This window comes from Mycobacterium sp. ABE4_509, assembly GCF_056160785.1.
On the sequence record NZ_JBSWXU010000025.1, the window covers coordinates 23,539 to 48,416 of the forward strand.

The following is a 24,878-nucleotide window of genomic DNA, read 5'->3' on the forward strand; positions in this document are numbered from 1 at the left end:
GCTGTCTGGAGAAGGCCCGGATCAGTCGAACCGTTCGGTGGCCCGCCGTGCGGCAGCGGAGACCACGGTGTAGAGCGCCACCGAGATGGCGATGGCCAGCACCGAGCAGGCCCACGCCTCGGCGGTGCGGAAGGACGACTGGGCGACCACCAGGCGCGAACCCAGACCGCTGGTGCCCATCACCCACTGGGCGAGCATCGCCCCGGCCACGGCTGCCACCACCGAGACGCCGAGTGCCACCAGCAGCCGGGGTGCGGCGGCCGGCACCGCCAGCCGGACGAACCGCTGCCACCGCCGGGCACCCAGCACCGCGAACAGGTCGTCGGATCCGGGCGGGGTGCCGCGCAGCCCGGCCGAGGTGAACACCAGCACCGGGAAGAACGCGATGATCGCGGCGATCAGCACGATCGTCAGCTCGGTATAGCCGAACACCCGGGCCAGCACCGGGGTGATGGTGGCCACCGGCAGGCACTGGGTCAGCAGCACCGGGCCGCTGATGATGCCGCGCAACAGATCCGAGAACCAGGACAGCCCGGCCACCACAGCCCCGGCGACGGTGCCGAGCAGCAGTCCGCCGAGTACCACCGCGGTGGTGTCCCAGGCGTCGACCAGCAGGCTGCCCAGGTTCGCCGACAGGTAGGCCAGCACGTCGGTGGGGTCGGGCGCGACGGCCGGGGGAACCTCGGCCAGCCGCACCCACGCCGACCAGGCGCACAGGACGGCCGGCACCGGCCAGCCGACTTCCAGGGTCCGCCGGATGATCCGCCACGGTGTCACGCGGCCGCTGGTGGCCGCCGGAGCGTCCGCCGCCGCGGGTGCCGTGCGGCGGGTGCGCTCGATCCGGCGGCCGGGCACCGTGGCGGTGTCGGTCATGTCCCCACCGGGGTCATCGCCTCGGTGCCGGCGGCCGCGGCCTTCTCGGCGTAGGACAGGTAGCGCAGCGTCAGCCACCGGTTCATCTGCGGCAGCGTGCCCTCCTGCCACGAGTAGCGGCCACGTTTGGTGTAGCGCGACCGCTGGCCGGCCTGCATCCGGGTGTTGGAGTAGATGTCCTGCTCGTTGATGACCTCGTTGACGGCGTTCTGCATTTCGAACGACCACTCGAATCCCGGGGTCTTCAGGGAGCTCTCGGGGAACAGCCAGGCCATCCGCAGGGTCATGGTGCCGGCCGACTCCGGGGTGATCAGGAAGTAGAAGACCTGGTCGGGTGACAGCGCGAAGAACACCGTCGGAAGCACCGATGCGAACATCACCCGGGAACGCCGCATCTCGTTGAGCCCGGGCAGAATCGGCAGGATGGCCTTGCCGGTCGGGTTGAACCCGGCGTCGATCCACCGGTAGTTGGTGGGGTGCATGACCTGGCCGTCGGCGTCGTCCCACTCGGTGAACTCGGCCATCGAGGCCGGTGCGATGTCGTGGTAGCCCATGTGCACGAAGGAGGTGTGATAGGGCTCGAGGGCGTTCTCGTGCATGCCCTTCCAGTTCCACGGCTGGTTCTTGTACTCCAGGTGGTTGATCGCGGTGAGGCTGCCCACGTCGTAGGCCTCCATCTCCGGGGCCAGCTTGGCCAGCTTGGGGGCCAGCGGCGTAGCGGCCGGATCCATGTTGGCGAAGATCATCCCGTACCAGATCTCCACCTTGAGCTCGGGAAGTGCGGTCTCGGAACGCAACTCCGACAGCGGGCAGGTCCGGGTCATCTCCGGGGCGGCGACCAGTTTGCCGTCCAGTCCGTAGGCCCAGTAGTGGTAGGCGCAGCGGAACTGCTTGGTGTTCCCCTTGTCGCCGTCGACGGTCACCGGGTATCCCCGGTGCTGGCAGATGGAGGAGAGCACCCGCACGACGTCGTCCTTGTCGCGCACCACGATCAGCGGTTCGTCGGCGACCTGGATGGTGAAGTAGTCGCCCTCTTCGGGGATCTGGGAGACATGGCCCAGACACAGCCACTCCCGTGCGAAGATCGCCTCCTTCTCGAACTCGAAGAACGCTTCGGAGGTGTAGACGTCTGCAGGCATGGTGCGAGCCTGGGTGTAGTCGGTGGACGTGGTGTCCAGCGCGTCGAGGATCGCGCGGACCTCGGGGACCAGCGGGTTCATCTGTGTTTTCCTCAGTTCTCTTCTGGGCTGCCGACGTTGACGACGACCGGGGCCTCGCTGTCCCGGACGACGACGCACAGGCAGTCGACCTCACCGGGGTTCTGTTCGCGGTGCACCAGACCGCCCGGAATGACGGCGATCTCGCCGGCGCCGGCGGTGAAGTCCTCCACGCCCCGGGGTCCCTGCACCAGAAAACGCATCGAGCCGGAGATGATGCACACGATCGTGGTCTGCCCGTCGTGGTGGTGGAAGATCGAGTCGTGCCCGGCGGGCAGCACGCTGGTGCCCATCCACATGCCGGCGGCCGAGGTCGCGGTGCCCCGGGCCAGCGCACCGGACGCTCCGCCGGCGTCGGCCGCGCTGTCGGCGGTCATCGCGCCCGATCCGACGACTCGGCAGCCGCTGGCGTAGGTGGTGTGTTCAGCCGATGAACTCATCGGTGTCCTTTCCTGTCTCGGTGGGGTGGGAGGGGAGCTGCCACATCGGGGTCCGGAACCAGCCGTCGTCGAACGGGGTGCGGAAGTCCATGGCCAGCCGCAGATGGGCGATGCGCCACACGCCGTGGCGGCGGGTGAACGTGTCGGTGTAGACACCGGCCTGCCAGAACGCCGGTCCGCCGGTGGCGGTGCAGGTCTGCAGCAGCTTCCAGCGGCCGATCGCGCTGTCGCCGTCGACGGTGATGTCTTCGTTGGTCAGAAAGTGCGCGGTGAACGACATCGCTTCCGCAGCGCCCTCGAACGACGCGGCGATCGCGTCGCGCCCGACGGTTCGCTGCGCCGGGCCGGCGGCCGGCCCGGCGTCTGGGGTGCGGTCGGGCAGTGCTTCCCAGATCGCGTCCGGCCAGAACAGTTCCGCGACGGCGCCGCGGCGCCGGTCGTCGAGCCCCTGCATGTAGGCGGCCTTGAGCTTGCGGATCTCGTCGCGGGACTCGATGCGGTCCAGACGGGCTTCGAGTCCGGGTCCCGAGAGGGCTGGATCATGCAACATCTCCGGAACCCAAACATGATCCTGCATGGTTAGTCCACTCAAGTAAGTGATTGTCCGTCAACGTTTACATGCCCGAAATTGCCTTAACACCTGCGACATTAGGTGCCGGTCAATGTGTTCGGCGACACATCGCCAGGTGCTCCAGCGGCTGTTAGCGTCGGCAGAAGTTATATGATCCGCGGTCGCGTCCCGCCGGATGGTCCCCTCGCCCCCGACAGCCGGAACCAGGTGGTCTCTCTTGTCTTCTGTCGATGCAACTTCTTCCAGGTCTTGCAGCCACGCCGCAGTCCGCTTCACCGACGTGCTCGACCCGCTCACCGGTGAGCGGGCGGACCTGGAGTTCGACGCGCCGGCCCCGGCGGGTGGGAAACGAACCGTCGACGGCAGTCGCTGGTGGCGGCTGCCCGCCCTCTACGACGCCGACGCACACCTCCCGGTGCTGCAATACGGCCTGCGCGAACAGGACCGCTGGCGGGCGCTGGCCGGTGGGGCCGGCGCCGTCAACACCGCGGTGCCCTGGCACCTGATCGCCGACGCCGACCTCGACGGACTGACCGCGTTCTTCGCGGCCACCTCGTTCCCCCGGGTGCTGCCGATCCTGTCGGTGTCCGACCAGCCCAGCAGCGAAGGATTCGCGGCCTGGCTGGACAAGTTCGGTGAACAGATCCGCCAGACCTGGATGCCGACGATCAAGCTGTACTCCAACGACCCCTTCTTCTGGCCCAACCTGGAGGCCATCTGGCAGGCCGGGTGCCGGGCGGCGATCTACTTCTACGATCAGCAGGCGCTGGACGCGGTGGCCGACTCGGCAGGCGGTCCGGTGCACTTCCGGCACGTCATCTCCGAGCAGATGTACCGGCAGGTCAGCGCCCGCCCCGACTCGACCTGCCAGACGTCACCGCATTTCCTGGTCGAACTGCCGCCGAACCGGCCGGCGGAGCTGTTCGTGCTTCCGCCGGTTCCCGGCCCGGACGAGCGCGAGAGCCTGCGCAGCATCGTCGCCCAGGTCGGCCTGATCGCCAGCGACCACAACGCCCCGGTGCCGGGTAACACCGGGCCGGGCCTGGACAGCGAGCAGTACCTGCTGCCGGCGCTGCTGAGCCTCGTCGCCGACGGAGTGCTCGATCTACCGACCGCGCTGGACAAGGCCGGAGCTGCGGCCGCGCGGGTGTTCGCCCCGGCGCCCGACATCCCGGCCGCGGTTGCGGTTGTCGACCCGACACCCGGCCCGGTACAACTATGGCCAGGTCAAGAGCCGCGGCGTGCACCGTTCAAGGATCTGCAGATGGGTGGCACGGTGCTCGCCGTCGCTTCCGGCGGTCGCGGCCTCTGCCTGTGAACCGTGGGTCCCGTCAGCACCGGCCGTCGAGAGTGAGGCGAAGTGTCGTCCGAGCCCGTCCTGGCGAAGCTCACCGTGGGTTCGGGGCGTACGGCTCATCGTGAGGTGGCCGACCATCTGCGGCACCTGATCATCTCCGGTGCGCTGCCTGCCGAGACCCGGTTGGTGCAGGCCGACCTCGCCGATCGGCTCGACGTCAGCATCACTCCGGTTCGCGAGGCGCTGCGTGAGCTGGAGAACCAGGGTCTGGTCGACTTCGACCCGTTCCGCGGTGCGAGCGTGCACTCGGTCAGCCTTGCCGAGCTCGAGGAGATCTACGAACTGCGCCGGGTGTTGCTGCCGCTGGCGATCCGGGAGCGGGTGCAGACGATCACCGATGAGGAACTCGACCGCGCCGAAGCTGTGCAGCAGCGGATGTCGCTGGAATCCTCCGACAGCCAGTGGGTCGAGGACAACCGGGAACTGCACTGCATACTCGACGGCACCTCGAGCCGGCCCCATCTGCGCTCCTTCCTGCGTCGGCTGTCCGACATCTCGGCGCTCTACGTCGGCATCTCGGTCACCGGGGATCCCGAGCGTCGCCGCCGGGCCCGCGACGATCACCGCGCGTTGGTCGCTGCCTATCGGGCCCGGCAGGCCGAGGTGGCGATTGCGATCACGATCAGCCACCTCGACGACACCGCCGCGACCGCGGCCTCTGCGCTGGACCCGACAAGAGGCACGGGCGGGCGGTCCACCGCGGGCTGACGAGCAAAACCGCGGATCCCGCATTCCGCCCGATCGCCGGACTTATTCTCGACTTCTCTCGTCACGCAGGTCGCACGATCATCCGGGGGGATGATGAACCACGCTTGGTTGAATCGCACTGGCAGTATCGCCGGAATCGCATACGTGGTCGCCGCCGCAGTGGCCGCGCTTCTCACCGGCCGTCCGCCGGGACCGGCCGCCAGCAACGAGGCCGTTCAGCTCTTCTTCATCGACCATCGCGCAGCGGTGGTGGCCCAGGGCTGGCTCTACGCACTGGCCACCGGACTGGTCATCTGGTTCGCGGTCGCCGTCCGGCGACTGCTCCATCTGTCCTCGAGTGGTCGCTGCCACCGCTTGTACGATTCCTGCTACGGTCGCTGCGCGGGAATGCGGTCACTGCGCCCAGGCTCTGGGCACACCGAACACGTCGAGCGACACGTTCGAACTGACCCACCACCGACCACGACCAGGGATTTGGATCATCCGCCCGGTCTGGGGCATACTGTTCAGGTTGCCTTGAGCCGGACGGTGCCCTCACGGACCCCCGGACTGGGCATGCGACCGGCGCCCCCTGCGGGCGCATCCGGTCCCCACCTCGATCGCGACGAATTCCGCCGCGAACGAGTGTGCGCGAGGGTGACACACCCGACCGCGGGGGTCGGTGAACCACAGACAGATAAACAGCGGCGGCACAGCCAGGCCCATCGAGGTCTCGAAGGTTTCGATGGACTGCGCGTGGCCCGGAAGTAGTGAGGTAGGAGAAGCGTGGCGGGACAGAAGATCCGCATCAGGCTCAAGGCCTACGACCATGAGGCGATTGACGCCTCGGCGCGCAAGATCGTCGAGACGGTCACCCGGACGGGCGCCAGCGTGGTCGGCCCGGTGCCGCTGCCGACCGAGAAGAACGTGTACTGCGTCATCCGGTCCCCGCACAAGTACAAGGACTCGCGGGAGCACTTCGAGATGCGCACGCACAAGCGGCTGATCGACATCCTCGACCCGACGCCCAAGACCGTTGACGCCCTGATGCGCATCGATCTGCCGGCCAGCGTCGACGTCAACATCCAGTAGGAGCTCAACAGAAATGGCACGTAAAGGCATTTTGGGCACCAAGCTGGGCATGACGCAGGTGTTCGACGAGAACAACAAAGTCGTGCCGGTGACGGTCGTCAAGGCCGGGCCCAACGTCGTGACGCGCATCCGCACCCCGGAGCGCGACGGATACAGCGCGGTCCAGCTCGCCTATGGCGAGATCAGCCCGCGCAAGGTGAACAAGCCGGTCTCGGGCCAGTACGCCGCTGCCGGCGTCAACCCGCGCCGTCACCTCGCCGAGCTGCGCCTCGACGACGAGTCCGCGGTCGCCGACTACGAGGTCGGTCAGGAGCTGACCGCCGAGATCTTCGCCGACGGCAACTACGTCGACGTGACCGGCACCAGCAAGGGCAAGGGTTTCGCGGGCACCATGAAGCGCCACGGATTCCACGGCCAGGGCGCCAGCCACGGCGCCCAGGCCGTGCACCGCCGGCCCGGCTCGATCGGTGGCTGCGCCACCCCGGCCCGGGTGTTCAAGGGCACCCGCATGGCGGGCCGGATGGGTACCGACCGGGTCACCACGCAGAACCTGAAGGTGCACAAGGTCGACGCCGAGAACGGTGTGCTGTTGATCAAGGGCGCCATCCCCGGTCGCAACGGTGGACTGGTGGTCGTCCGCACCGCAGTCAAGCGAGGCGAGAAGTAGATATGACTCTCAAGATTGATGTATACGCACCGGCCGGCAAGAAGGACGGCAGCGTTGAGCTGCCCGCCGAACTCTTCGACGTCGAGCCCAACGTCGCGCTGATGCACCAGGTGGTCACCGCGCAGTTGGCGGCTGCCCGCCAGGGCACCCATTCGACGAAGACCCGCGGTGAGGTCTCCGGTGGCGGCAAGAAGCCCTACCGGCAGAAGGGCACCGGTCGTGCCCGCCAGGGTTCGACGCGTGCCCCGCAGTTCGCCGGCGGTGGCACCGTGCACGGCCCGAGGCCGCGCGACTACAGCCAGCGCACCCCGAAGAAGATGATCGCTGCCGCGCTGCGCGGCGCGCTGTCGGACCGGGCCCGCAACGAGCGCATCCACGCCGTCACCGAGATCGTCGAAGGGCAGTCGCCGTCGACCAAGAGCGCCAAGGCGTTCCTGGCCACGCTGACCCAGCGCAAGCAGGTCCTGGTCGTCATCGGCCGCGCGGACGAGGCCGGCGCGCTGTCGGTGCGCAACCTTCCCGGCGTGCACGTGATCTCGCCGGACCAGTTGAACACCTACGACGTGCTCAAGGCCGACGACGTGGTCTTCAGCGTCGAGGCCCTCAATGCATTCATCGAGGCCAACAAGAAAGTGGAGGTGTCGGCCTGATGGCGACCGTGACCGATCCCCGCGACATCATCTTGTCCCCGGTGATCTCGGAGAAGTCCTACGGGCTCATCGAGGACAACGTGTACACGTTCATCGTCGCTCCCGACTCGAACAAGACCCAGATCAAGATCGCCATCGAGAAGATCTTCAAGGTCAAGGTCGCGTCGGTGAACACCGCCAACCGGCACGGGAAGCGCAAGCGCACCCGCACCGGCTACGGCAAGCGCAAGGACACCAAGCGCGCCATCGTCACGCTGGCCGCGGGTAGCAAGCCCATCGACCTGTTCGGAGCGCCGGCGTAGTCCGGCAGAGGAATCCAAGGGAATCATGGCAATTCGCAAGTACAAGCCGACGACCCCCGGCCGTCGCGGTGCCAGCGTCTCCGACTTCGCCGAGATCACTCGCGATCACCCGGAGAAGTCGCTGGTTCGCCCACTGCACGGTCGGGGCGGACGCAACGCACACGGACGGATCACCACCCGGCACAAGGGCGGTGGCCACAAGCGCGCCTACCGGGTGATCGATTTCCGTCGCCACGACAAGGACGGTGTCGACGCCAAGGTCGCTCACATCGAGTACGACCCGAACCGCACCGCCAACATCGCACTGCTTCACTACCTGGACGGCGAGAAGCGCTACATCATCGCCCCGTACGGCGTGAAGCAGGGTGACACCATCGAGGCCGGCGCCAACGCCGACATCAAGCCGGGCAACAACCTGCCGCTGCGCAACATCCCCGCGGGCACCGTGATCCACGCGGTCGAACTGCGGCCCGGTGGCGGCGCCAAGTTGGCCCGCTCGGCCGGTTCGTCGATCCAGCTGCTCGGCAAGGAAGGCGCCTACGCCTCGCTGCGTATGCCCAGCGGTGAGATCCGCCGGGTCGACGTGCGCTGCCGCGCCACCGTCGGCGAGGTCGGCAACGCCGAGCAGGCCAACATCAACTGGGGCAAGGCCGGCCGCATGCGGTGGAAGGGCAAGCGCCCCACCGTCCGCGGTGTCGTGATGAACCCGGTCGACCACCCGCACGGCGGTGGCGAGGGCAAGACCTCCGGTGGCCGCCACCCGGTCAGCCCGTGGGGTCAGCCCGAGGGCCGCACCCGCAAGCCAAACAAGTCGAGCGACAAGCTCATCGTCCGACGCCGGCGCACCGGCAAGAAGCGCTAGGCCGGGAAGGAAAGAGCAGCGATGCCACGCAGCCTGAAGAAGGGCCCGTTCGTCGACGACCATCTGCTGAAGAAGGTCGACGGGCAGAACGAGAAGAACACCAAGCAGGTCATCAAGACCTGGTCCCGTCGGTCGACCATCATCCCTGACTTCATCGGGCACACTTTCGCCGTCCACGACGGTCGCAAGCACGTCCCGGTGTTCGTCACCGAGGCCATGGTCGGGCACAAGCTCGGCGAGTTCGCCCCGACGCGGACCTTCAAGGGTCACATCAAGGACGACCGGAAGTCCAAGAGGCGATGATGAGCGCTCGCGCGAAGATTAGAGGACACCGCCAATGACTACAGCCATCGAGTATCCGTCTGCGACTGCCAAAGCGCGGTTCGTGCGTGTCTCGGCCAGCAAGGCCCGGCGCGTCATCGACCTGGTCCGCGGCAAGACCGTCGAGGAAGCCCTCGACATCCTGCGGTGGGCACCCCAGAGCGCCAGCGAACCGGTCGCCAAGGTGATCGCCAGCGCGGCGGCCAACGCACAGAACAACGAAGGTCTCGACCCGGCGACGCTGGTGGTGGCCACCATCACCGCCGACGAGGGTCCGACCGCCAAGCGCATCCGGCCGCGCGCGCAGGGTCGCGCCTACCGGATCCGCAAGCGCACCAGCCACATCACGGTGATCGTCGAAAGTCGGCCACAGCGTAAGCAGGGTGCCTCGGCCAGTGCCGCGCGCGCCCGCCGGGCTCAGGCCAGCAAGGCGGCCTCCAGCAAGGCGGCCTCGACCACAGATGCTTCGAGCGAAGCGAAGGAGGGCTCGGAGTAGTGGGCCAGAAGATCAATCCGCACGGCTTCCGCCTCGGCATCACGACCGACTGGAAGTCGCGGTGGTACGCCGACAAGCAGTACGCCGACTACATCAAGGAAGATGTCGCCATCCGCAAGCTCCTGGCCACCGGCCTGGAGCGCGCCGGCATCGCCGACGTGGAGATCGAGCGCACCCGTGACCGCGTGCGGGTGGACATCCACACCGCACGCCCGGGCATCGTGATCGGTCGCCGCGGCACCGAAGCCGACCGCATCCGTGCCGACCTGGAGAAGCTGACCGGCAAGCAGGTCCAGCTCAACATCCTCGAGGTGAAGAACCCGGAGAGCCAGGCGCAGCTGGTGGCCCAAGGTGTGGCCGAGCAGCTGAGCAACCGCGTGGCGTTCCGGCGGGCGATGCGCAAGGCGATCCAGTCGGCGATGCGCCAGCCCAACGTCAAGGGCATCCGGGTGCAGTGCTCGGGCCGCCTCGGCGGCGCCGAGATGAGCCGCTCGGAGTTCTACCGCGAAGGTCGGGTCCCGCTGCACACGCTGCGCGCCGACATCGACTACGGCCTCTACGAGGCCAAGACCACCTTCGGCCGGATCGGTGTGAAGGTGTGGATCTACAAGGGCGACATCGTCGGTGGCAAGCGTGAGCTGACCGCCGCCGCACCCGCCGCGGACCGTCCGCGTCGTGAGCGTCCCGCGGGCCGGCCGCGCCGTAGCGGCTCCTCGGGTACCACCGCGACGAGCACCGACGCCGGCCGGGCCGCTTCGGGTGAACCCCCCGCCACCCCGGCAACCAGCGAGGCTGCGACCGCCGAGGCGCCCGCAGCCGAGAGCACGACGCAGAATTCAGGGAGCTGATCATGCTTATCCCTCGCAGGGTCAAGCACCGTAAGCAACACCACCCCAAGCAGCGCGGAATCGCCAGCGGCGGGACCTCGGTGAGCTTCGGTGACTACGGCATCCAGGCACTGGAGCACGCCTACATCACCAACCGGCAGATCGAGTCCGCTCGTATCGCCATCAACCGGCACATCAAGCGTGGCGGCAAGGTGTGGATCAACATCTTCCCGGACCGCCCGCTGACCAAGAAGCCGGCCGAAACCCGGATGGGCTCGGGCAAGGGCTCGCCGGAATGGTGGGTCGCCAACGTCAAGCCGGGCCGGGTGCTGTTCGAGTTGAGCTACCCCAACGAGCAGATCGCCCGCGAGGCTCTGACCCGCGCGATCCACAAGCTGCCCATCAAGGCACGCATCGTCACCAGAGAGGAGCAGTTCTGATGGCTGTCGGAATCACGCCCGGCGAACTGCGCGAGCTCACCGACGACGAACTGACCGACAAGCTGCGGGAATCCAAGGAAGAGCTGTTCAACCTGCGCTTCCAGATGGCGACCGGCCAGCTTGCCAACAATCGCCGGCTGCGCACGGTTCGGCAGGAGATCGCGCGTGTCTACACCGTGCTGCGCGAACGTGAATTGGGTCTGGCCGCCGGACCCGGAGGTGAGGACCAGTAATGGCTGAAACAGGAACCAAGGGGCCCAAGCGCACGCCCCGCAGCGAGAAGCCGCGCGGTCGGCGCAAGACCGCCATCGGCTACGTCGTCAGCGACAAGATGCAGAAGACCATCGTGGTCGAGCTCGAAGACCGCAAGATGCATCCGCTGTACGGAAAGATCATCCGGACCACCAAGAAGGTCAAGGCGCACGACGAGAACGGCGATGCCGGTGTCGGCGACCGGGTTTCGCTGATGGAGACCCGCCCCACGTCGGCCACCAAGCGCTGGCGCCTCGTGGAGATCCTCGAGAAGGCCAAATAGGCCCAGCACAACCGCATTCACGCGAAGGCCCCCGGCGCCGCCTCGGCGACGGGGGCTTTTCCGTGTCCCCGGCCGCCGGGGTCGCCGCGTTTGGCCGACCTGGGCAATCAGGCCGGTGTAGTGTCTGCCGCGATCACCGCTGACGGCGGCACCACCGATCGGAACGGGGCGTAATGGCGACCGAGTTCAACGGCAGAATCGAACTGGACATCCGCGATTCCGAGCCGGACTGGGGTCCCTACGCGCCGCCGACGGCGCCGCCGGACGCCCCCAACGTCCTGTACCTGGTGTGGGACGACGTGGGCATCGCAACGTGGGACTGCTTCGGCGGCCTGGTCGAGATGCCCGCGATGAGCCGCATCGCCGAACGCGGAGTCCGGCTTTCGCAATTCCACACCACGGCGCTGTGCTCGCCGACCCGGGCCTCGCTGCTCACCGGGCGCAACGCCACATCGGTCGGCATGGCCATCGTCGAGGAGTTCACCGAAGGCTTCCCCGGCATCAACGGCCGCATCCCCGCCGACACCGCGCTGATCTCGGAGGTCCTCGCCGAACAGGGATACAGCACCTCCTGCGTGGGCAAGTGGCATCTGACCCCGCTGGAGGAAGCCAACCTGGCGGCCTCGCGGCGGCACTGGCCGCTCTCCCGTGGCTTCGACCGGTTCTACGGATTCATGGGCGGCGAGACCGACCAGTGGTATCCCGAGCTGGTCTACGACGGCCACCCTGTCGAGGCGCCGGCCACCCCGGAGGAGGGCTACCACTTCTCCAAGGACATGGCCGACAAGGCGATCGAGTTCATCCGCGATTCGACGATGATCGCACCGGACAAACCGTGGTTCTCGTATGTGTGCCCCGGCGCCGGACACGCACCCCACCACGTGTTCAAGGAGTGGGCGGACCGCTACGCTGGCTCCTTCGACATGGGATACGAGCGCTACCGCGAGATCGTGCTGGAGAACCAGAAACGGATGGGCCTGGTGCCGGCCGACACCGAGATGTCGCCGGTCAACCCCTACGACGATGTGACCGGGCCCGACGGACAACCCTGGCCCGAGCAGGACACCGTCCGGCCCTGGGATTCGCTCGACGAGCAGGAGAAGCGGCTCTTCGCCAGGATGGCCGAGGTGTTCGCCGGTTTCCTGTCCTACACCGACGCCCAGATCAGCCGGATCCTGGACTATCTCGAGGAGTCCGGACAGCTGGACAACACCGTCATCGTGGTCATCAGCGACAACGGAGCCAGCGGCGAGGGTGGGCCGAACGGTTCGGTCAACGAAGGCAAGTTCTTCAACGGCTACATCGACACCGTCGAGGAGAGCATGCGCTTCTTCGACGAACTGGGCGGGCCGACCACCTACAACCATTATCCGATCGGCTGGGCGATGGCGTTCAACACGCCCTACAAGCTCTACAAGCGCTACGCCTCCCATGAGGGGGGCATCGCCGATGCGGCGATCATCTCCTGGCCGAACGGGATCGCCGCCCACGGACAGGTCCGGGACAACTACACCAACGTCTGCGACATCACCCCGACGGTGTACGACCTGCTGCAGATCGTGCCGCCGGCCACCGTGAAGGGAATTCCGCAGAAGCCGTTGGACGGAGTCAGTTTCAAAGTGGCCCTGGATGATCCGGAGGCGCCGACCGGCAAGGAAACCCAGTTCTACACCATGCTCGGCACCCGGGGAATCTGGCACAAGGGCTGGTTCGCCAACGCCGTGCACCCGGCCTCTCCCTCGGGCTGGTCGCACTTCGGCGACGACCGCTGGGAGCTCTACCACATCGAATCCGACCGCAGCCAGTGCCGCGACCTCGCCGCCGAGCACCCGGACAAGCTTGCCGAACTACAGGCGCTGTGGTTCTCGGAAGCAGAGAAGTACAACGGGCTCCCGCTGTCGGATCTCGGGGTGTTCGAGATGCTCGGCCGTTGGCGGCCGTCACTGGCCGGCGACCAGACCAGCTTCGTCTACTATCCGCACACCGCGCCGGTGGCGACGGGAGGCTGCGTCAACATCGCCGGTCGGTCGTTCTCGATCCTGGCCGATGTCGACATCACCAGCCCGGATGTGCGCGGGGTTCTGCTCAAACAGGGTGCCGGCCACGGAGGGTACGTGCTGTACGTCGACGAGGGTCGGCTCGAGTTCGTGTACAACTTCTTCGGCGAAGAAGAGCAACACGTCGCCGCCCCCGAACCGCTGCCATCGGGTTCCCACGTCCTCGGCGTCGGCTACGCCCGCACCGGAACCGTCGAAGGCAGCCACACCCCACTCGGCGACGTGACCCTGTACGTGGACGGTGAGGCGGTAGCCACCCGGTCCGGGGTGAAGAGCCACCCGTTCGTCTTCGGCCTCGCCGGAGGTGGAATCAGCGTGGGCCGCAATGCCGGGCAACCGGTTTCGGCCGCCTACCGGGCGCCGTTCGAGTTCACCGGAGGCGCCATCGCCCGCGTCGTGGTCGACGTGTCGGGTGCGGCGTACCTCGATGCCGAACGTGACCTGGCCCGAGCGTTCGCCAGGGACTGAAAATCCATGCTTCGGAACACTGTCGGCGCCGTGGCGGCCGTCGCGCTGCTGGCCGTGGCCTGTACCCGCGTCAGCGATGGCGAGCCCGTCGCCGCCGACGGCGCGTGGGAAGCAGACACCCCGTCGGCATCGTTGCCGGCACCGTTGACTCCAGGCCTGCCCGACAACGATCCGGGAGCGCCGATGCCCGGGGTCCTGCCGGACGCCACCGTGCCGGTGCTGCCCGGGGAGGTGTGCGCACCCGAGGTTCTGCCCTCGGTGCGCATCGTGGCGCGGGTGCCCGATCCCGGGGCGCCCACCGCCACCGTGGCCGTCCCGGAGGGCTGGTCGATGACCGGCGGCAGCGGAGATATCGGTGCGCGCCTGCAGGGGCCGGACGGCATGCAGGCCACCGTGGCGATCACCGAGACCGGCCCTGACCCAGAAGCGGCGTTCCGCCGCTACACCGACCAGCTCACCGCAGGCAAGTCCGTCACCACGGTGAGCACGCTGCCGGGCGAGATGTGCGGGCTGTCCGGCCAGCTGCTGATCGGCATCCTGTCCGACGGGGTCGATTCCGTGCAGTACCAGGACCGCATCGTCTACGTTCCGACCCTGGACGGCCCGTACCTGATCGCCGTGCACGTCGTGGCGCCCGCCGACACGTCCGGGTTCGACGACCCGGCGGCCGTGCTGACCGAGGACTTCGAGATCCGCCTACCCTGAACCTATGCTCACCGACCTCGTCGACGTCGACGGTGGCACCTTCCGGATGGGGTCGACACGCTTCTATCCCGAAGAGGCGCCCATCCACACGGTCACCGTCGCCCACTTCGCCATCGAGCGACACCCCGTCACCAACGCCCAGTTCGCCGAGTTCGTCGCCGCGACCGGATACCGCACCGTGGCCGAGGTAGCGCCGGATCCGGCGCTGTTCCCGGGCGCGGCACCCGAGGACCTGGTGCCCGGCGCGCTGGTGTTCCGTGCCACCAGCGGGCCGGTGGACCTGCGTGACTGGCGGCAATGGTGGCAGTGGGTGCCCGGCGCCGACTGGCGACACCCCTTCGGCCCGGGAAGCTCGGTGGACGACAAGGCCGACCACCCCGTGGTACAGGTCTGCTACACCGATGCGGCCGCCTACGCCCGGTGGGCCGGACGCCGGCTGCCGACCGAAGCGGAGTGGGAGTTCGCCGCGCGTGCCGGCGCGACGTCGACCTACGCCTGGGGGGACGACCCCACCCCGGACGGGCAGCTGATGGCCAACACGTGGCAGGGCCACTTCCCCTACCGCAACGACGGTGCACTGGGCTGGGCGGGTACCTCACCGGTCGGTACGTTCCCGCCGAACGACCTCGGCCTGGTCGACATGATCGGCAACGTGTGGGAGTGGACCACCACCCGCTTCGCCGGGCACCATCAGCCCGGTGCGGCCAAGAGCTGCTGCGCACCCCCGGCGACCGCCGACCCGACAATCATCCAGGCGCTGAAGGGCGGGTCGCACCTGTGCGCACCGGAATACTGTCACCGCTACCGACCGGCGGCTCGTTCCCCGCAGTCGCAGGACAGCGCCACCACCCACATCGGGTTCCGCTGTGCCGGCTGACCTGTGCTACCCGACCGCAGCCGGAGTCTGGCCCGCCCGCGGTGACAGCCGTCGGTGACCGAGCCATGCGGTCGCGGCCGTCAGCACAGCCGCCAGCCCGAACGGCAGTGCGATGTGCACGTGGAGTAACAGCGCACCCAGTAGTGCTCCGGCGAAGATCGCCAGGATCGCACCCAGCCGCCGGTTCAGCACCGCCCCGGGACCGCCGCGCGACCAGGTCTCGCCGGCCAGCGAGGCCAACGTCGAGGTGACGACGACCGTCGTCATGTCGGCGACGGCCAGTGCTCTGGCGGCCACGGCCTGCTGACCCATCACCGCCGCCGTCGTCGCCGCCAGTGTGATCTGCAGCACCGGAGCGGGATTGGTGCCGACGGCAGCCGCCGTGACCGTCAGCGCGGTCAATGCGACGGCACCGACGCCCAGCAGTACGGTCACCCGGTGGTGCCATCCCGGCGGGTCTGTGGCCCGCGGCCGGCGCAACACCAGCCCGGCCACCCAGGCCGCGGCAGTGAACGCGACGAGCGCCACGGCCGGGCCGAGAACCGGCAGGTCGTCCGCGCCGGCCACGCCCATGCCGAGGATGACGATGTTGCCGGTCATGTTGCCGGTGAAGACGCGATCCAGGGCGAGGAAGCCCACGGCGTCGACGACCCCGGTGACGAAGGTCAGCGTGACCGTGGCCGTCAGCGCGACGCGTTCACGGGACAGCGACTCCGGCATCGATCGTCTCAGAAGACCAGCAGAGCGAACACGGTGCTGGCGATGAGGCCGGCCATCACCGGTACGAAACACTTGCGGGCCAATGTGAGCACCGGCACCCGTGCGAAGCCGGCCACCGCGATCAACGACGACCACGCGACCAGCGTGCCGCCACCGGACCAGATGTTGCCCATCTGGCCGATCGCCGCGAGCGTCGAGGGATCCATGCCCGCGGCCGGTCCCAGCGCGCCGGCCAGTGAGCCGGTCAGCGGAAGGCCGCTGAACCCGGAGCCGTCGAGCCCGGCGACGATTCCGACGACCAGCACACCGAAGGCCAGCACCACCGGGCTGGGGGTGATGTGCGACTGGGCGGCGGCGATCAGGTCGAACAGGAACGCAGGTCCGGCGGTGCCCTCGGGCAGGCTCAGGATCCGGGCGGAGAAGTCGCCGTTGCCGATGAAGAAGAACCCGGCGATCGGCAGCACGATCCCCATCGCCTTGAACGCGAACACCAAGCCGTCGGTGATGTGCGCCGACGAGCTCTCCAGGAAGTTGCGTTTGTCGTTGGTCAGGCACGCCGCGAACAGCAGCAGCGCGGCGATGCCGCCGACGATGCCCGCCGCGTCCCCACCCTGCAGCGGCGGGACCACCGAGGTGAACTTGCCCAGCAGCAGATATCCGATGAAGACGAAGTACGCCGTCGGAACCAGGACTGCGAAAGCCTTGGCGGAGTGCGACGTCGGCGGATCCGTCGTCGCGTCCACCGCCGTCGCCTCGCGGACCAGGGTCGCTGCGACGGCCGGCCGGGAGTCACCGTGCGACGGTCCGGAACCTGCGGGTGCGCCGCCGGCCGGAAGATCGGGCTGCGACTGTGGGCTGCCGCCGGAGCCGGACTCCTCGCCGCCGGTCACCCCGAACTTGTCGGCCTTGTTCTCCCAGGCGACCAGCAGTTCCGGCGAGGGCTTGCTCCAGGTGCGGCGCTGCATCACGTAGGTGACCACCAACGCCACCACGCCCACGATGAGCGACAACACCAGCGACTTGTCGGCCACGCTGTCGGCGTCGACGCCGGCCGAGGTCGCCGAGATCCCCGGCGCGACCTTGATGATGTAGTCCGAGGACAGGGCCATGCCCTGCCCGGCGATCGCGATGACCATCCCCACCGACAGGGGAGTGAGCCCGGCGCGGATGGCGACCGGGATGAGCACCGCACCCACCAGCGGTACCGCCGGTGTCGGCCAGAAGAACAGCGAGATCACATAGGTGACGAGCGCGAGTACGACGAAACTGCTTGTGCCTGCGCGCATCACGCGGCGAAAGGGCGTCACCATGAGCCGGTCGGCGCCCATTTCACGCAGCGCTCCGAGCATCGCGGTGACCAGCGCGATGATCAGGAAGATGTTGAACAACTCCTGGGCCGCGACCAGGCTGGCGTTGAAGATCGAGGACAGCCCCGTCACGATGCCGCCGGAGAAGGCCCACGCCGTCAGCATCGTTGCCGCCACCGCGGGAACCACGATGTTCTTGCGCATCGCCATCGTGATCAGGATGACGACGATGCCGGCCAGGTACACCCAATGGGCGGTGGTGAGTTGAACGTCCATAGGCAGGATCCTTCGTCGCAACTGCTCGTGGGCTGTGCAGCTTGATGGTGGAATGCTCGGCGCGCTGAGGGGTGGGGTCAACGCTCACAGTGCACACCGGTGCGGGGTCACCTCTGTGCAATATGCTCCGAGCGTGTCGGCGGTGTGTCCTGACGTTTCGGCCCTGTAACAATCGCGCGGTCGTTCGCCCGGGATACCTCGACGCGACCGGTGGTGTGCACTGTGCACACCACCGGCTCTCATTGCCATGCAGCTTCGGCGACCCCGACCGCCCCGCCCGGGCCGAATGGGTGAGAGAGTGGTGGCGATGACCGAGTTAGATTCGGCCGCAACGAGTCCCATTCCGGACGGCGGCGACGGGACGCCGTTAGGGTTGGCGGCGCTGCTGGCAGGAACCCTGGTGGGGACCCTGAGCAACAACATCGTCAATGTTCCACTGCAGGCCATCCTGGACGAGTTCGACGCACCCCTGGGCAGCGGGGTGTTCGTCGCGGTCGGATTCCTGGTGTGTTTCGCCGCGACCCTGCCGATGGCGGGGTGGCTCGGGGACCGCTTCGGCCGTCGCCGGGTGTACTGCATCTCACTGGTCGCCACCGCGTGCTGTGCGGTGGGCGCGGCAACCGCCCCTACGCTGGGAATCCTGGTCGCGTGGCGGTCGGCCGGGGGTGTCGCGGTGGCGGCGCTGTCCCCGCCGGTGATGGGGCTCATCGCCTGGATGTTCCGCGGTGATCGCCGCGGCCGTGCGATGGGCAGCTGGGCCTCGGTGAACGGACTCGGGCAGGCCATCGGGCCGACCCTGGGCGGCGTGGTCGCGGGAACCTGGGGGTGGCGCTGGGTGTTCGTGCCGTTGGTGCCGGTGGCCCTGGCCGGGCTGATCGGCACGTTGCGGCACGTCCCGCGTTATCCGGGCGCGGCAATCCCGTTCGATCGGGGCGGGGCCGTGGCCCTGACGATCGGATCGGCGCTGCTGATGGGCGCTGTGGCGGTGCTGCCGCAGCCCGATATCGAGATCTGGATGGTGGCCGCGGGTCTGGCCGCCGCCGTCGCCGTGCTCGGCTGGTTCATCCGGCACTGCCTGCGGGTGGCCGATCCCTTCGTCGACGTCCGGCTGGCCGCCGAGTCGCGTTTTACCCGCAGTTGCCTGGCCGCCTTCGCGCAGATGTTCTGCCTGAGTGCGACGCTGCTGGCGGTCCCGCTGTATCTGATCGGCGGGGCGGTGCCGGTGTCGGTGGCCGGTCTGGTGTTGTTCGCGGTGCCGGCGACGATGGTGGTGCTGGCCCCGGTGGTGGGCCGGTGGCTGGACCGTCTGGGCCCGCGCCGGATCATCCGCACCGGTCTGGGCGTGCTGGTCGGCGCGCAGGCGGCCCTGATCGCGGTGGTGGCACAACCGGCGCCCGGTATCGCCGTCATGGTGGCGGTGCTGCTGCTCACCGGGGTCGGCATCGCGCTGGTCCAGACCCCGGCGGCCACCGGGGCGACCCGTTCACCGGCCGGAGCATCGGGGACCGGGCTGGGCCTGTTCAACCTGATCCGGTTCGGCGGCGCGGCCATCGGCGCGGCAGGTGTGGCCATCGCCATCGAGTACTCCGGCATCCCCGCCGTATTCCTGGTCGGGACGGTCGTCGCGGTGCTCGGCCTCGCCGGGTCCTTCCTCGGCTCCGATCCCCGGTGACTCACCGGGGGACAGAAAAGTGCAGGCTCTTGATCTCGGTGAATTGTTCGAGCCCCTCGATCCCGCGGGTCCGGCCCAATCCCGACATCTTCCATCCGCCGCTGGGCATTTCGGGATACGAGCGGTTGTACCCGTTGATCCATACGGTGCCGGCGGAGATTCCCGACGACACCCGCCATGCCCGCCCGACGTCGCTGGTCCACACCGATGCGGCGAGGCCGAACGGTGTGGCATTGGCGAGTTCGACTGCGTGGTCCTCGTTGTCGAACGGTTCGATGGTCAGCACAGGGCCGAAGATGTCGTCCTGCACCACCGGGGACTTCGCGGCGATGTCGGTGATCACGGTCGGCTCGACGAAACCACCGGCGAGCCCCTGCGGGTGGAGGGTGCGCCCGCCGGTCAGGATCGTCGCCTCATGCCGGGCTCGGTCGATGTAGCCGCGGACCCGATCCGCCGAGCCGGGCGTGATCAGCGGGCCGACCCGGGTGTCGCCATGGTGCGGATTTCCCACGGTCAGTGCTGCCGTGGCCCCGACGACGGCCTCGCGTACCTGTGGGTAGCAGTCCCGCGCAACAAGGAGCCGGGTGCACGCCGTGCACATCTGACCGGCTGTGATGAATGCCGACGCAACGATGTCGGCGCAGGCCCGTTCGATGTCGGAGTCGCCGAACACGATGGCAACGCCCTTGCCGCCCAGCTCGAGCAGCGGCCTGGTCAGGTCATCGGCTGCGGTCTTCATGATCTGGCGACCCACCTCGGTCGACCCGGTGAACGATACGGCCCGGATCAACGGGTGGCGAACCAGCGCCTCGCCGACCCGGCGATCGCCGATGACAACACTGAGCGCCTGCTCGGGAATCCCGCACTGGTGGGCCAGTTCCACGATGCGCGCCGTGACGATCGCCGTCTGCGGCGAGGGCTTGACCACCGCGGTCACCCCGGCGGCCAGAGCGGGCGACATGTCGCGGAGCAGCAGCAATACCGGCCAGTTCCACGGCGCGATGAAGGCCGTCGGTCCGACGGCGTCACGAACCACGTGCATGACGTTTCCGTCGGTGAGCGTGCCTGCCCGTCCCCCGACGTGGCGGCACAGTCCGGCGTTGTAGCGCAGCGCCTCTGACGCTCCGCCAACCTCCATCCGTGCCTCTGAGATCGGCTTGCCGGTCTGTCTGACGAGGGCGTCGGCGAGCTCGTCGGTGTGGAGGTCGATCCGCTCGGCCCAGCGCAGCATGGCCTGTGCCCGTCGGCGATGGTCGCGCGACCAGTCAGCCAATGCGGCGTCGGCCGCGGTGACGGCTTCATCGACCCCGGACGGGCTCGTCGCGCACAGCTCGCCGAGTGGGTGCAGGGACGTCGGATCGACAGGTCGGGCGTTCTCCTCGTCACCCCACGCAGGGGCGCTGTGCGACGAGATGACCTCGGTGCTCACGAGAACACCTGTCCGCCGTCGACGAGCACCGTCTGCCCGGTCACGAAACCACTTGCCCGACTGGCCAACCACAGCACCGCGCCCACCAGGTCCGTCGGCGACATCTCCCGGTTCAGCGCCCGTGTCTGCGCCGAGCGGGCCGCGTAGCCGGCGGGGTTGATGGCTTCTGTCGCAGAATCCGATACCAGACCGGGGGCTACCCCGTTGACGCGGATGTTGTCGCTGCCCAACTCGCGGGCGGCAGCCCGGGTCAGGCCGTCGACCGCGGCCTTGGAAGCGACATAGTGGGCGAAGCCAGGAACTCCGGCGCGCGCAACGGTCGAGCTGATGTTCACCACCCGACCACCGCCACGCTGGGCGAAAGCAGGTACCGCTGCTTTGATCGCCTGCCAACACCCGCGCACGTTGACCTTCAGCACCAGGTCCCAATCCTCGGGCTGCAATTCGGTCAGGGGTCGTTTGGGACCCAGCCCCCGATAGATGGCCGCGTTGTTGACCAGCGCATCCAGACCGCCGAACTCGTCCCGCGCGATCTCGACCGCCTTGGTGAGATCCTGGTCGGATGTCACGTCGCCGGCGCTGAAAAGGGCTCGGCCCGGACCTATCGCGCTGGCCTTCTCGGCGAGGGCATGCCCTACCTCAGCGGTTCCGGCGACATCGGTGAGGACGACATCGGCACCGGCCGAAACCAGGGCGTACACGTATTGGGTCCCGATGTCCCCGGTTGCGCCGGTCACGAGGACGACGTCTCCGCCGAGGTCGAATGTTGATCGAGAACTGTTGTTGGACAAGTATTTTTCCTTCCTGAATGGGCTGACTCTTGCCTGCGCGGCGCCGGGCGGCCGGCTGTCACCAGATCATCGCCGCTACCAGCACGCTGAGGATCAGCCCGACGAATACCGGGATGAACAGACGCCGTGCCAGCGTGGACACCGGTACACCCGCCACGCCGGCCACTGCGACCAGTGACGACCAGATGATGAGTGTGCCGCCACCGGTCCAACCGGCGGCGTTCTGCGCGATGGCGGCCAACGTCGCGGTCGTCTCCGGTCCCGCGGAATGCCCCAACGCATCGGCGAGCCCACCGGTGAAAGGCAGTCCTGTCCAACCAGATCCGTCGAGTCCGATCAGCATGCCGGCGATCATCATCGAGAACATGATCACGATCGGGTTGTCCGGGATGTAGGGCTGTGCGCTTCCGATGAGGTCGAAGAGGAACGCCGGTGGTTCGACATCGTCGGGGAGCGTCATGATCTGGCCTGCGAAGTCGGCGATGCCGATCAGGACGAATCCCGCGACCGGTATGACCACACCCATGGTGCGGAACGCGAACACCAGGCCGTCGACGAAGTGCTCGCCGGTTCGTTCGGTACGGTTGTCGCCGCCCGTGGTCAAGCTGATGGCCAGGGTCAGCACAAGTGCCATCCCGCCGACCAGAGCGGCACCGTTGCCGCTCGGCACCGACGGAACCCACTCGGTGAGCTTGCCCGCCAGCATGATCGCAACCACCGCGATGAAGGCGACCGGGACCAGGACAGCGAAGACCTGGGAGGCCGATCGGTGCGAGCTCGCGTCCACCGGTTCCCCGGCGAGAAACGTGTCGATCCCGTCGCTCGCCGGCTCCGGAGCATCGCCGTCGTCGCATGGGGCTGGGCTGCTCGCGGGCCCGGTTGCTGGAACTGTCTGGGGAACAGACGAATGCACCTGCCGACGGCTTCGGCGTTGGGATCTGACGTGCAACACGTAGGTGATGGAGACGGCGACTCCACCGACCACCCAGCTCATCACCAGAGCACGATTGGCGATCAGATCGGCAGCTACGTTGGCGCCGCTCGCAGACAGGCTGGGCGCGACTCCGATCACGTAGTCGGACGCCAGGGCCATACCCTGGCCGGCAATCGCGATGGCCATGGCCGCTGCCAGCGGTGACAGGCCTGCACGGATCGCCGCGGGCAGCAGAATCGCGGCGATGAGAGCTAGCGAAGGGGTTGGCCAGAACACCAGCGAGAGCAGATAGGTGACCGCGAAGAGCACCACGTAGGACACGGTGGCGTTCTTCATCAACCGCGCGAGCGGAGAAATCATCCGCTGTTCGGCACCGATCGTTCTCATCGCGCCGAGCATCGCGGTGACCGCGGCCAGGACGAGGAAGATGCTGAGAAACTCGGTGGTGGCTACCGCGGCCGCGCTGAACACGCTGCTGATGCCTGTGACGACGCTTCCGGTGTAGACCCAGGCCGTCAGCAGGGTCGCCGCGATCGCCGGCACCACGACGCTCTTGCGGGCGACCATGCAGCCCAGCAGCGAAAGTACCCCTGCCAAATAGACCCAATGGGCGGCGGCAATATGCATTGTTCTCCTTCTTACGAAGCCGCCACAGCGATGTGTCGGTCAGTTCATTGCTTTTCATTCGGGTCGGATTGGCCCGAAGTTCCTGAAAAGGTAAGGGGCAAAATCCGCCACTGCAAAGGACACTATGCCTGATCAGAGGGCACGTTGGTGTGCACATCCACAGCGAGATGAGCACATCCGTTCAAGACCGAACCGTGTTGGCAAAGTATTTTTGACTCGGTGAAATGGGTCCTTTTGCAATCGCCTAAATGGTTAACGCCGACTTCTGGCGGATAAGGAGAATCGACAATTGCATTCCGAATTCCGGCACGTAGTCGACCGGCTGCGCTATGCCCAGCGCCGGGTGTCGGGGCAGGCTCGTCGGCGCCCCGCGTGCGCGGTCATCCCAGCGGAACTACCGTGAGCAGGATCGGTCACGGTCCGGTCGCCGAAACCCTGGGCAGGGGAGAACACATGGCGCACTCGCATTCACACGCGGTATCAGTCGAGTCGTTTCGATGCCTGTCACACTCCGTTGGTTGGGCCCGCGATCAATTGGGCTCCGAATCAGCGTGTCTGGTGCTTGCCACCGGCGGGGCGTGGATGGAACGCGACCCAGACGAAGCGCCGGTTGCGGTGGATACCCAGACCGTCTCGTTCCGGTCGGTTCGCTCGGAGCTCTGGGTGCGACACGCTGCGGGGCATCACGACCATCTCGAAATCATCCGCCTCGGCCGGCACGCGGAGCTACCTGCCCCGCTGACGAGGACAGGCCATGCGACCGCCCGGCTGTCCATGGACTGCATCCTGGCGCAGGCGGATGTGATCGCAGCGCGGTCGCGGGCCGGTTCGCAGGCGGTGGTACAGGATCGGCTACAAAGGCTGACCCAACTCCTGCTTCGTGATCTGGCGGCGGCGACGCAGCGACCCGACTTGCGCCCGTCGCATCACCACTTGGCCGAGCGGGTTCGGTTCAGTGCCGACGGCGATGCCGATGCCGGCGCCTCGCGAAGTCACACGAGCCGGGTGTTCAAGCACGCCAACGGCATAACGCTGTCACATTATCGGCAACGAGGGCGGGTTGCCGCGGCGGTCCGGCGGATCGCCAGCACCGACGCCAACCTGGCCGACATCGCCTCGGATGTGGGCTTCGCTGACCAGGCACACCTGTGCCGGTCGCTGGTCCGCGCCACCGGTTGCACCCCGACAACTCTCCGGAAGCGATTCCACACCTTCTGAACCGGTTCTCAGCGAAAGCTGGTCTCGCGGTCGACCGCCGCGTCGACCTCGTCGAGCAGGTCCAACCGCAGCGCGAGCCATGCGGTGAACTGGTTGTCGGGCACCCGGATGTCCATGCCCAGTGCCCGCGAGATCCGGTCGAGCTTGGCGAGCATCGTGTTGCGATGGACGTTCAGCGCCCGTGCGGTCGCGTTGATGTTGCCCCCCTCGCTGAGGTAGACGCCGAGTGTGTCGAGCAGGTCGGGCATCGACCGCAGCGGCTCGAGCACCTCGCGAACCAGGTTGCGGCCGGGCTCGGTGTCCACGACCCCGGCCAGTACGGTGAAGCTGCGCAGCTCCTGATAGGACGTCGCCCCGTCGCGGCGCAACCGGCGTGCGATGCCCAGGGCGACCCGGGCCTGTCGGTAGGCCTCGCGAACCTCGCCGGCACCCGCTGCCGGCCGGCCGAAGGCCGCCGGGG

Annotated in this window: 27 protein-coding genes and 1 pseudogene; 18 read left to right on the top strand and 10 right to left on the bottom strand. The window is 67.9% G+C overall.

The features are described 5' to 3' along the window. Nucleotides 1-21 precede the first annotated feature (21 nt). From ACXAID_RS08240 to ACXAID_RS08255, 4 genes are read right to left on the bottom strand one after another with little or no spacing between them, the layout of a single operon-like run. The gene (locus ACXAID_RS08240) at nucleotides 22-873 is read right to left on the bottom strand and encodes an ABC transporter permease (RefSeq protein WP_475021710.1); all 852 of its coding nucleotides are present in this window, start codon (nucleotides 871-873) and stop codon (nucleotides 22-24) included. After that, nucleotides 870-2,093, bottom strand: a complete 1,224-nt coding sequence (locus ACXAID_RS08245) for an aromatic ring-hydroxylating oxygenase subunit alpha (protein WP_475021711.1) — start codon at nucleotides 2,091-2,093, stop codon at nucleotides 870-872. Before ACXAID_RS08245 ends, ACXAID_RS08240 begins: the two co-directional genes overlap by 4 nt. 11 nt (nucleotides 2,094-2,104) lie before the next feature. After that, nucleotides 2,105-2,530: a cupin domain-containing protein gene (locus ACXAID_RS08250; protein WP_475021712.1), complete on the bottom strand. Its 426-nt coding sequence runs from the start codon at nucleotides 2,528-2,530 to the stop codon at nucleotides 2,105-2,107. Continuing rightward, complete coding sequence (locus ACXAID_RS08255; protein ID WP_475021713.1) at nucleotides 2,514-3,080, bottom strand: nuclear transport factor 2 family protein; 567 nt, start codon at nucleotides 3,078-3,080, stop codon at nucleotides 2,514-2,516. Before ACXAID_RS08255 ends, ACXAID_RS08250 begins: the two co-directional genes overlap by 17 nt. A gap of 301 nt (nucleotides 3,081-3,381) precedes the next feature. Here ACXAID_RS08255 and ACXAID_RS08260 point away from each other — a divergent pair, with 301 nt between their 5' ends. The 16 genes and pseudogenes from ACXAID_RS08260 to ACXAID_RS08335 all read left to right on the top strand — a co-directional run bounded on the left by ACXAID_RS08260 (nucleotide 3,382) and on the right by ACXAID_RS08335 (nucleotide 15,444). Further along, nucleotides 3,382-4,419 (top strand): hypothetical protein, encoded by a 1,038-nt coding sequence (locus ACXAID_RS08260; RefSeq protein WP_475021714.1) that lies wholly within the window; start codon nucleotides 3,382-3,384, stop codon nucleotides 4,417-4,419. Between the two features lie 42 nt (nucleotides 4,420-4,461). Further along, complete coding sequence (locus ACXAID_RS08265; RefSeq protein WP_475021715.1) at nucleotides 4,462-5,166, top strand: GntR family transcriptional regulator; 705 nt, start codon at nucleotides 4,462-4,464, stop codon at nucleotides 5,164-5,166. Between the two features lie 765 nt (nucleotides 5,167-5,931). Further along, nucleotides 5,932-6,237 carry a 30S ribosomal protein S10 gene (gene rpsJ, locus ACXAID_RS08270; RefSeq protein WP_003883485.1) on the top strand — a complete coding sequence of 102 codons (306 nt, stop codon included), beginning with the start codon at nucleotides 5,932-5,934 and terminating at the stop codon, nucleotides 6,235-6,237. A 13-nt stretch (nucleotides 6,238-6,250) separates the two neighbouring features. Next, the gene (gene rplC / locus ACXAID_RS08275) at nucleotides 6,251-6,904 is read left to right on the top strand and encodes a 50S ribosomal protein L3 (protein WP_475021716.1); all 654 of its coding nucleotides are present in this window, start codon (nucleotides 6,251-6,253) and stop codon (nucleotides 6,902-6,904) included. Nucleotides 6,905-6,906: 2 nt separating this feature from the next. Next, a complete protein-coding gene (gene rplD, locus ACXAID_RS08280; RefSeq protein ID WP_475021717.1) occupies nucleotides 6,907-7,554 on the top strand; it encodes a 50S ribosomal protein L4 in 648 nt (215 codons plus the stop codon). Beyond that, on the top strand, nucleotides 7,554-7,856 hold the full coding sequence (gene rplW / locus ACXAID_RS08285) for a 50S ribosomal protein L23 (protein ID WP_475021718.1): 303 nt from the start codon (nucleotides 7,554-7,556) through the stop codon (nucleotides 7,854-7,856). Before rplD ends, rplW begins: the two co-directional genes overlap by 1 nt. A 25-nt stretch (nucleotides 7,857-7,881) precedes the next feature. Continuing rightward, nucleotides 7,882-8,718, top strand: a complete 837-nt coding sequence (gene rplB, locus ACXAID_RS08290) for a 50S ribosomal protein L2 (RefSeq protein WP_475021719.1) — start codon at nucleotides 7,882-7,884, stop codon at nucleotides 8,716-8,718. 21 nt (nucleotides 8,719-8,739) lie between these two features. After that, complete coding sequence (gene rpsS / locus ACXAID_RS08295; protein WP_450022333.1) at nucleotides 8,740-9,021, top strand: 30S ribosomal protein S19; 282 nt, start codon at nucleotides 8,740-8,742, stop codon at nucleotides 9,019-9,021. A 34-nt stretch (nucleotides 9,022-9,055) separates the two neighbouring features. After that, nucleotides 9,056-9,520: pseudogene (gene rplV / locus ACXAID_RS08300) on the top strand (50S ribosomal protein L22); the annotation flags it as partial. A gap of 14 nt (nucleotides 9,521-9,534) precedes the next feature. Beyond that, nucleotides 9,535-10,383, top strand: a complete 849-nt coding sequence (gene rpsC / locus ACXAID_RS08305) for a 30S ribosomal protein S3 (protein WP_475021720.1) — start codon at nucleotides 9,535-9,537, stop codon at nucleotides 10,381-10,383. A 2-nt stretch (nucleotides 10,384-10,385) separates the two neighbouring features. Next, nucleotides 10,386-10,802, top strand: coding sequence for a 50S ribosomal protein L16 (gene rplP / locus ACXAID_RS08310; RefSeq protein ID WP_475021721.1), 417 nt, complete (start codon nucleotides 10,386-10,388; stop codon nucleotides 10,800-10,802). Beyond that, entirely contained in the window at nucleotides 10,802-11,035 is a 234-nt protein-coding gene (gene rpmC, locus ACXAID_RS08315) for a 50S ribosomal protein L29 (protein WP_475021722.1), read from the top strand. Before rplP ends, rpmC begins: the two co-directional genes overlap by 1 nt. After that, entirely contained in the window at nucleotides 11,035-11,337 is a 303-nt protein-coding gene (rpsQ, locus tag ACXAID_RS08320; RefSeq protein ID WP_475021723.1) for a 30S ribosomal protein S17, read from the top strand. The genes rpmC and rpsQ overlap by 1 nt, the downstream gene beginning before the upstream one ends. A gap of 173 nt (nucleotides 11,338-11,510) precedes the next feature. Then, complete coding sequence (locus ACXAID_RS08325; RefSeq protein WP_475021724.1) at nucleotides 11,511-13,862, top strand: sulfatase-like hydrolase/transferase; 2,352 nt, start codon at nucleotides 11,511-11,513, stop codon at nucleotides 13,860-13,862. 6 nt (nucleotides 13,863-13,868) lie between these two features. Then, nucleotides 13,869-14,567: a hypothetical protein gene (locus ACXAID_RS08330; RefSeq protein WP_475021725.1), complete on the top strand. Its 699-nt coding sequence runs from the start codon at nucleotides 13,869-13,871 to the stop codon at nucleotides 14,565-14,567. 4 nt (nucleotides 14,568-14,571) lie between these two features. Next, nucleotides 14,572-15,444 carry a formylglycine-generating enzyme family protein gene (locus ACXAID_RS08335; protein WP_475021726.1) on the top strand — a complete coding sequence of 291 codons (873 nt, stop codon included), beginning with the start codon at nucleotides 14,572-14,574 and terminating at the stop codon, nucleotides 15,442-15,444. A gap of 6 nt (nucleotides 15,445-15,450) precedes the next feature. On the opposite strand, the gene ACXAID_RS08340 is transcribed toward ACXAID_RS08335, so the two are convergent. Continuing rightward, a complete protein-coding gene (locus tag ACXAID_RS08340) occupies nucleotides 15,451-16,164 on the bottom strand; it encodes a YoaK family protein (protein ID WP_475021727.1) in 714 nt (237 codons plus the stop codon). 8 nt (nucleotides 16,165-16,172) lie between these two features. After that, on the bottom strand, nucleotides 16,173-17,747 hold the full coding sequence (locus ACXAID_RS08345) for a transporter permease (RefSeq protein ID WP_475021728.1): 1,575 nt from the start codon (nucleotides 17,745-17,747) through the stop codon (nucleotides 16,173-16,175). A 307-nt stretch (nucleotides 17,748-18,054) separates the two neighbouring features. On the opposite strand from ACXAID_RS08345, the gene ACXAID_RS08350 reads away from it, so the two are divergent. Further along, nucleotides 18,055-19,419 carry an MFS transporter gene (locus ACXAID_RS08350; protein ID WP_475021729.1) on the top strand — a complete coding sequence of 455 codons (1,365 nt, stop codon included), beginning with the start codon at nucleotides 18,055-18,057 and terminating at the stop codon, nucleotides 19,417-19,419. A 1-nt stretch (nucleotide 19,420) separates the two neighbouring features. On the opposite strand, the gene ACXAID_RS08355 is transcribed toward ACXAID_RS08350, so the two are convergent. From ACXAID_RS08355 to ACXAID_RS08365, 3 genes are all read right to left on the bottom strand, one after another. Next, the gene (locus ACXAID_RS08355; RefSeq protein ID WP_475021730.1) at nucleotides 19,421-20,848 is read right to left on the bottom strand and encodes an aldehyde dehydrogenase family protein; all 1,428 of its coding nucleotides are present in this window, start codon (nucleotides 20,846-20,848) and stop codon (nucleotides 19,421-19,423) included. Continuing rightward, nucleotides 20,845-21,585, bottom strand: coding sequence for an SDR family NAD(P)-dependent oxidoreductase (locus tag ACXAID_RS08360; RefSeq protein ID WP_475021731.1), 741 nt, complete (start codon nucleotides 21,583-21,585; stop codon nucleotides 20,845-20,847). Before ACXAID_RS08360 ends, ACXAID_RS08355 begins: the two co-directional genes overlap by 4 nt. A 112-nt stretch (nucleotides 21,586-21,697) precedes the next feature. Beyond that, nucleotides 21,698-23,200, bottom strand: coding sequence for a permease (locus tag ACXAID_RS08365; protein WP_475021732.1), 1,503 nt, complete (start codon nucleotides 23,198-23,200; stop codon nucleotides 21,698-21,700). Between the two features lie 582 nt (nucleotides 23,201-23,782). On the opposite strand from ACXAID_RS08365, the gene ACXAID_RS08370 reads away from it, so the two are divergent. Continuing rightward, complete coding sequence (locus tag ACXAID_RS08370) at nucleotides 23,783-24,418, top strand: helix-turn-helix transcriptional regulator (RefSeq protein ID WP_475021733.1); 636 nt, start codon at nucleotides 23,783-23,785, stop codon at nucleotides 24,416-24,418. An 8-nt stretch (nucleotides 24,419-24,426) separates the two neighbouring features. Here the strand turns inward: ACXAID_RS08370 and ACXAID_RS08375 are convergent. Then, on the bottom strand, nucleotides 24,427-24,878 hold a 452-nt coding region (locus ACXAID_RS08375), incomplete at its 5' end, for a PucR family transcriptional regulator (protein ID WP_475021734.1).

What these genes read in the sequence shown, in the direction of transcription:
- rplC (WP_475021716.1), top strand. Translation starts at nt 6,251, where the DNA reads ATGGCACGTAAAGGCATTTTGGGCACCAAGCTGGGCATGACGCAGGTG.
- rplB (WP_475021719.1), top strand. Translation starts at nt 7,882, where the DNA reads ATGGCAATTCGCAAGTACAAGCCGACGACCCCCGGCCGTCGCGGTGCC.
- rplW (WP_475021718.1), top strand. Translation starts at nt 7,554, where the DNA reads ATGGCGACCGTGACCGATCCCCGCGACATCATCTTGTCCCCGGTGATC.
- ACXAID_RS08345 (WP_475021728.1), bottom strand. Translation starts at nt 17,747, where the DNA reads ATGGACGTTCAACTCACCACCGCCCATTGGGTGTACCTGGCCGGCATC.
- rpsS (WP_450022333.1), top strand. Translation starts at nt 8,740, where the DNA reads ATGCCACGCAGCCTGAAGAAGGGCCCGTTCGTCGACGACCATCTGCTG.
- ACXAID_RS08325 (WP_475021724.1), top strand. Translation starts at nt 11,511, where the DNA reads ATGGCGACCGAGTTCAACGGCAGAATCGAACTGGACATCCGCGATTCC.
- ACXAID_RS08330 (WP_475021725.1), top strand. Translation starts at nt 13,869, where the DNA reads ATGCTTCGGAACACTGTCGGCGCCGTGGCGGCCGTCGCGCTGCTGGCC.
- rpsQ (WP_475021723.1), top strand. Translation starts at nt 11,035, where the DNA reads ATGGCTGAAACAGGAACCAAGGGGCCCAAGCGCACGCCCCGCAGCGAG.
- ACXAID_RS08255 (WP_475021713.1), bottom strand. Translation starts at nt 3,080, where the DNA reads ATGTTGCATGATCCAGCCCTCTCGGGACCCGGACTCGAAGCCCGTCTG.
- ACXAID_RS08245 (WP_475021711.1), bottom strand. Translation starts at nt 2,093, where the DNA reads ATGAACCCGCTGGTCCCCGAGGTCCGCGCGATCCTCGACGCGCTGGAC.
- ACXAID_RS08250 (WP_475021712.1), bottom strand. Translation starts at nt 2,530, where the DNA reads ATGAGTTCATCGGCTGAACACACCACCTACGCCAGCGGCTGCCGAGTC.
- ACXAID_RS08335 (WP_475021726.1), top strand. Translation starts at nt 14,572, where the DNA reads ATGCTCACCGACCTCGTCGACGTCGACGGTGGCACCTTCCGGATGGGG.
- rplP (WP_475021721.1), top strand. Translation starts at nt 10,386, where the DNA reads ATGCTTATCCCTCGCAGGGTCAAGCACCGTAAGCAACACCACCCCAAG.
- ACXAID_RS08240 (WP_475021710.1), bottom strand. Translation starts at nt 873, where the DNA reads ATGACCGACACCGCCACGGTGCCCGGCCGCCGGATCGAGCGCACCCGC.
- ACXAID_RS08340 (WP_475021727.1), bottom strand. Translation starts at nt 16,164, where the DNA reads ATGCCGGAGTCGCTGTCCCGTGAACGCGTCGCGCTGACGGCCACGGTC.
- ACXAID_RS08350 (WP_475021729.1), top strand. Translation starts at nt 18,055, where the DNA reads ATGACCGAGTTAGATTCGGCCGCAACGAGTCCCATTCCGGACGGCGGC.
- rplD (WP_475021717.1), top strand. Translation starts at nt 6,907, where the DNA reads ATGACTCTCAAGATTGATGTATACGCACCGGCCGGCAAGAAGGACGGC.
- rpmC (WP_475021722.1), top strand. Translation starts at nt 10,802, where the DNA reads ATGGCTGTCGGAATCACGCCCGGCGAACTGCGCGAGCTCACCGACGAC.
- ACXAID_RS08365 (WP_475021732.1), bottom strand. Translation starts at nt 23,200, where the DNA reads ATGCATATTGCCGCCGCCCATTGGGTCTATTTGGCAGGGGTACTTTCG.
- ACXAID_RS08370 (WP_475021733.1), top strand. Translation starts at nt 23,783, where the DNA reads ATGGAACGCGACCCAGACGAAGCGCCGGTTGCGGTGGATACCCAGACC.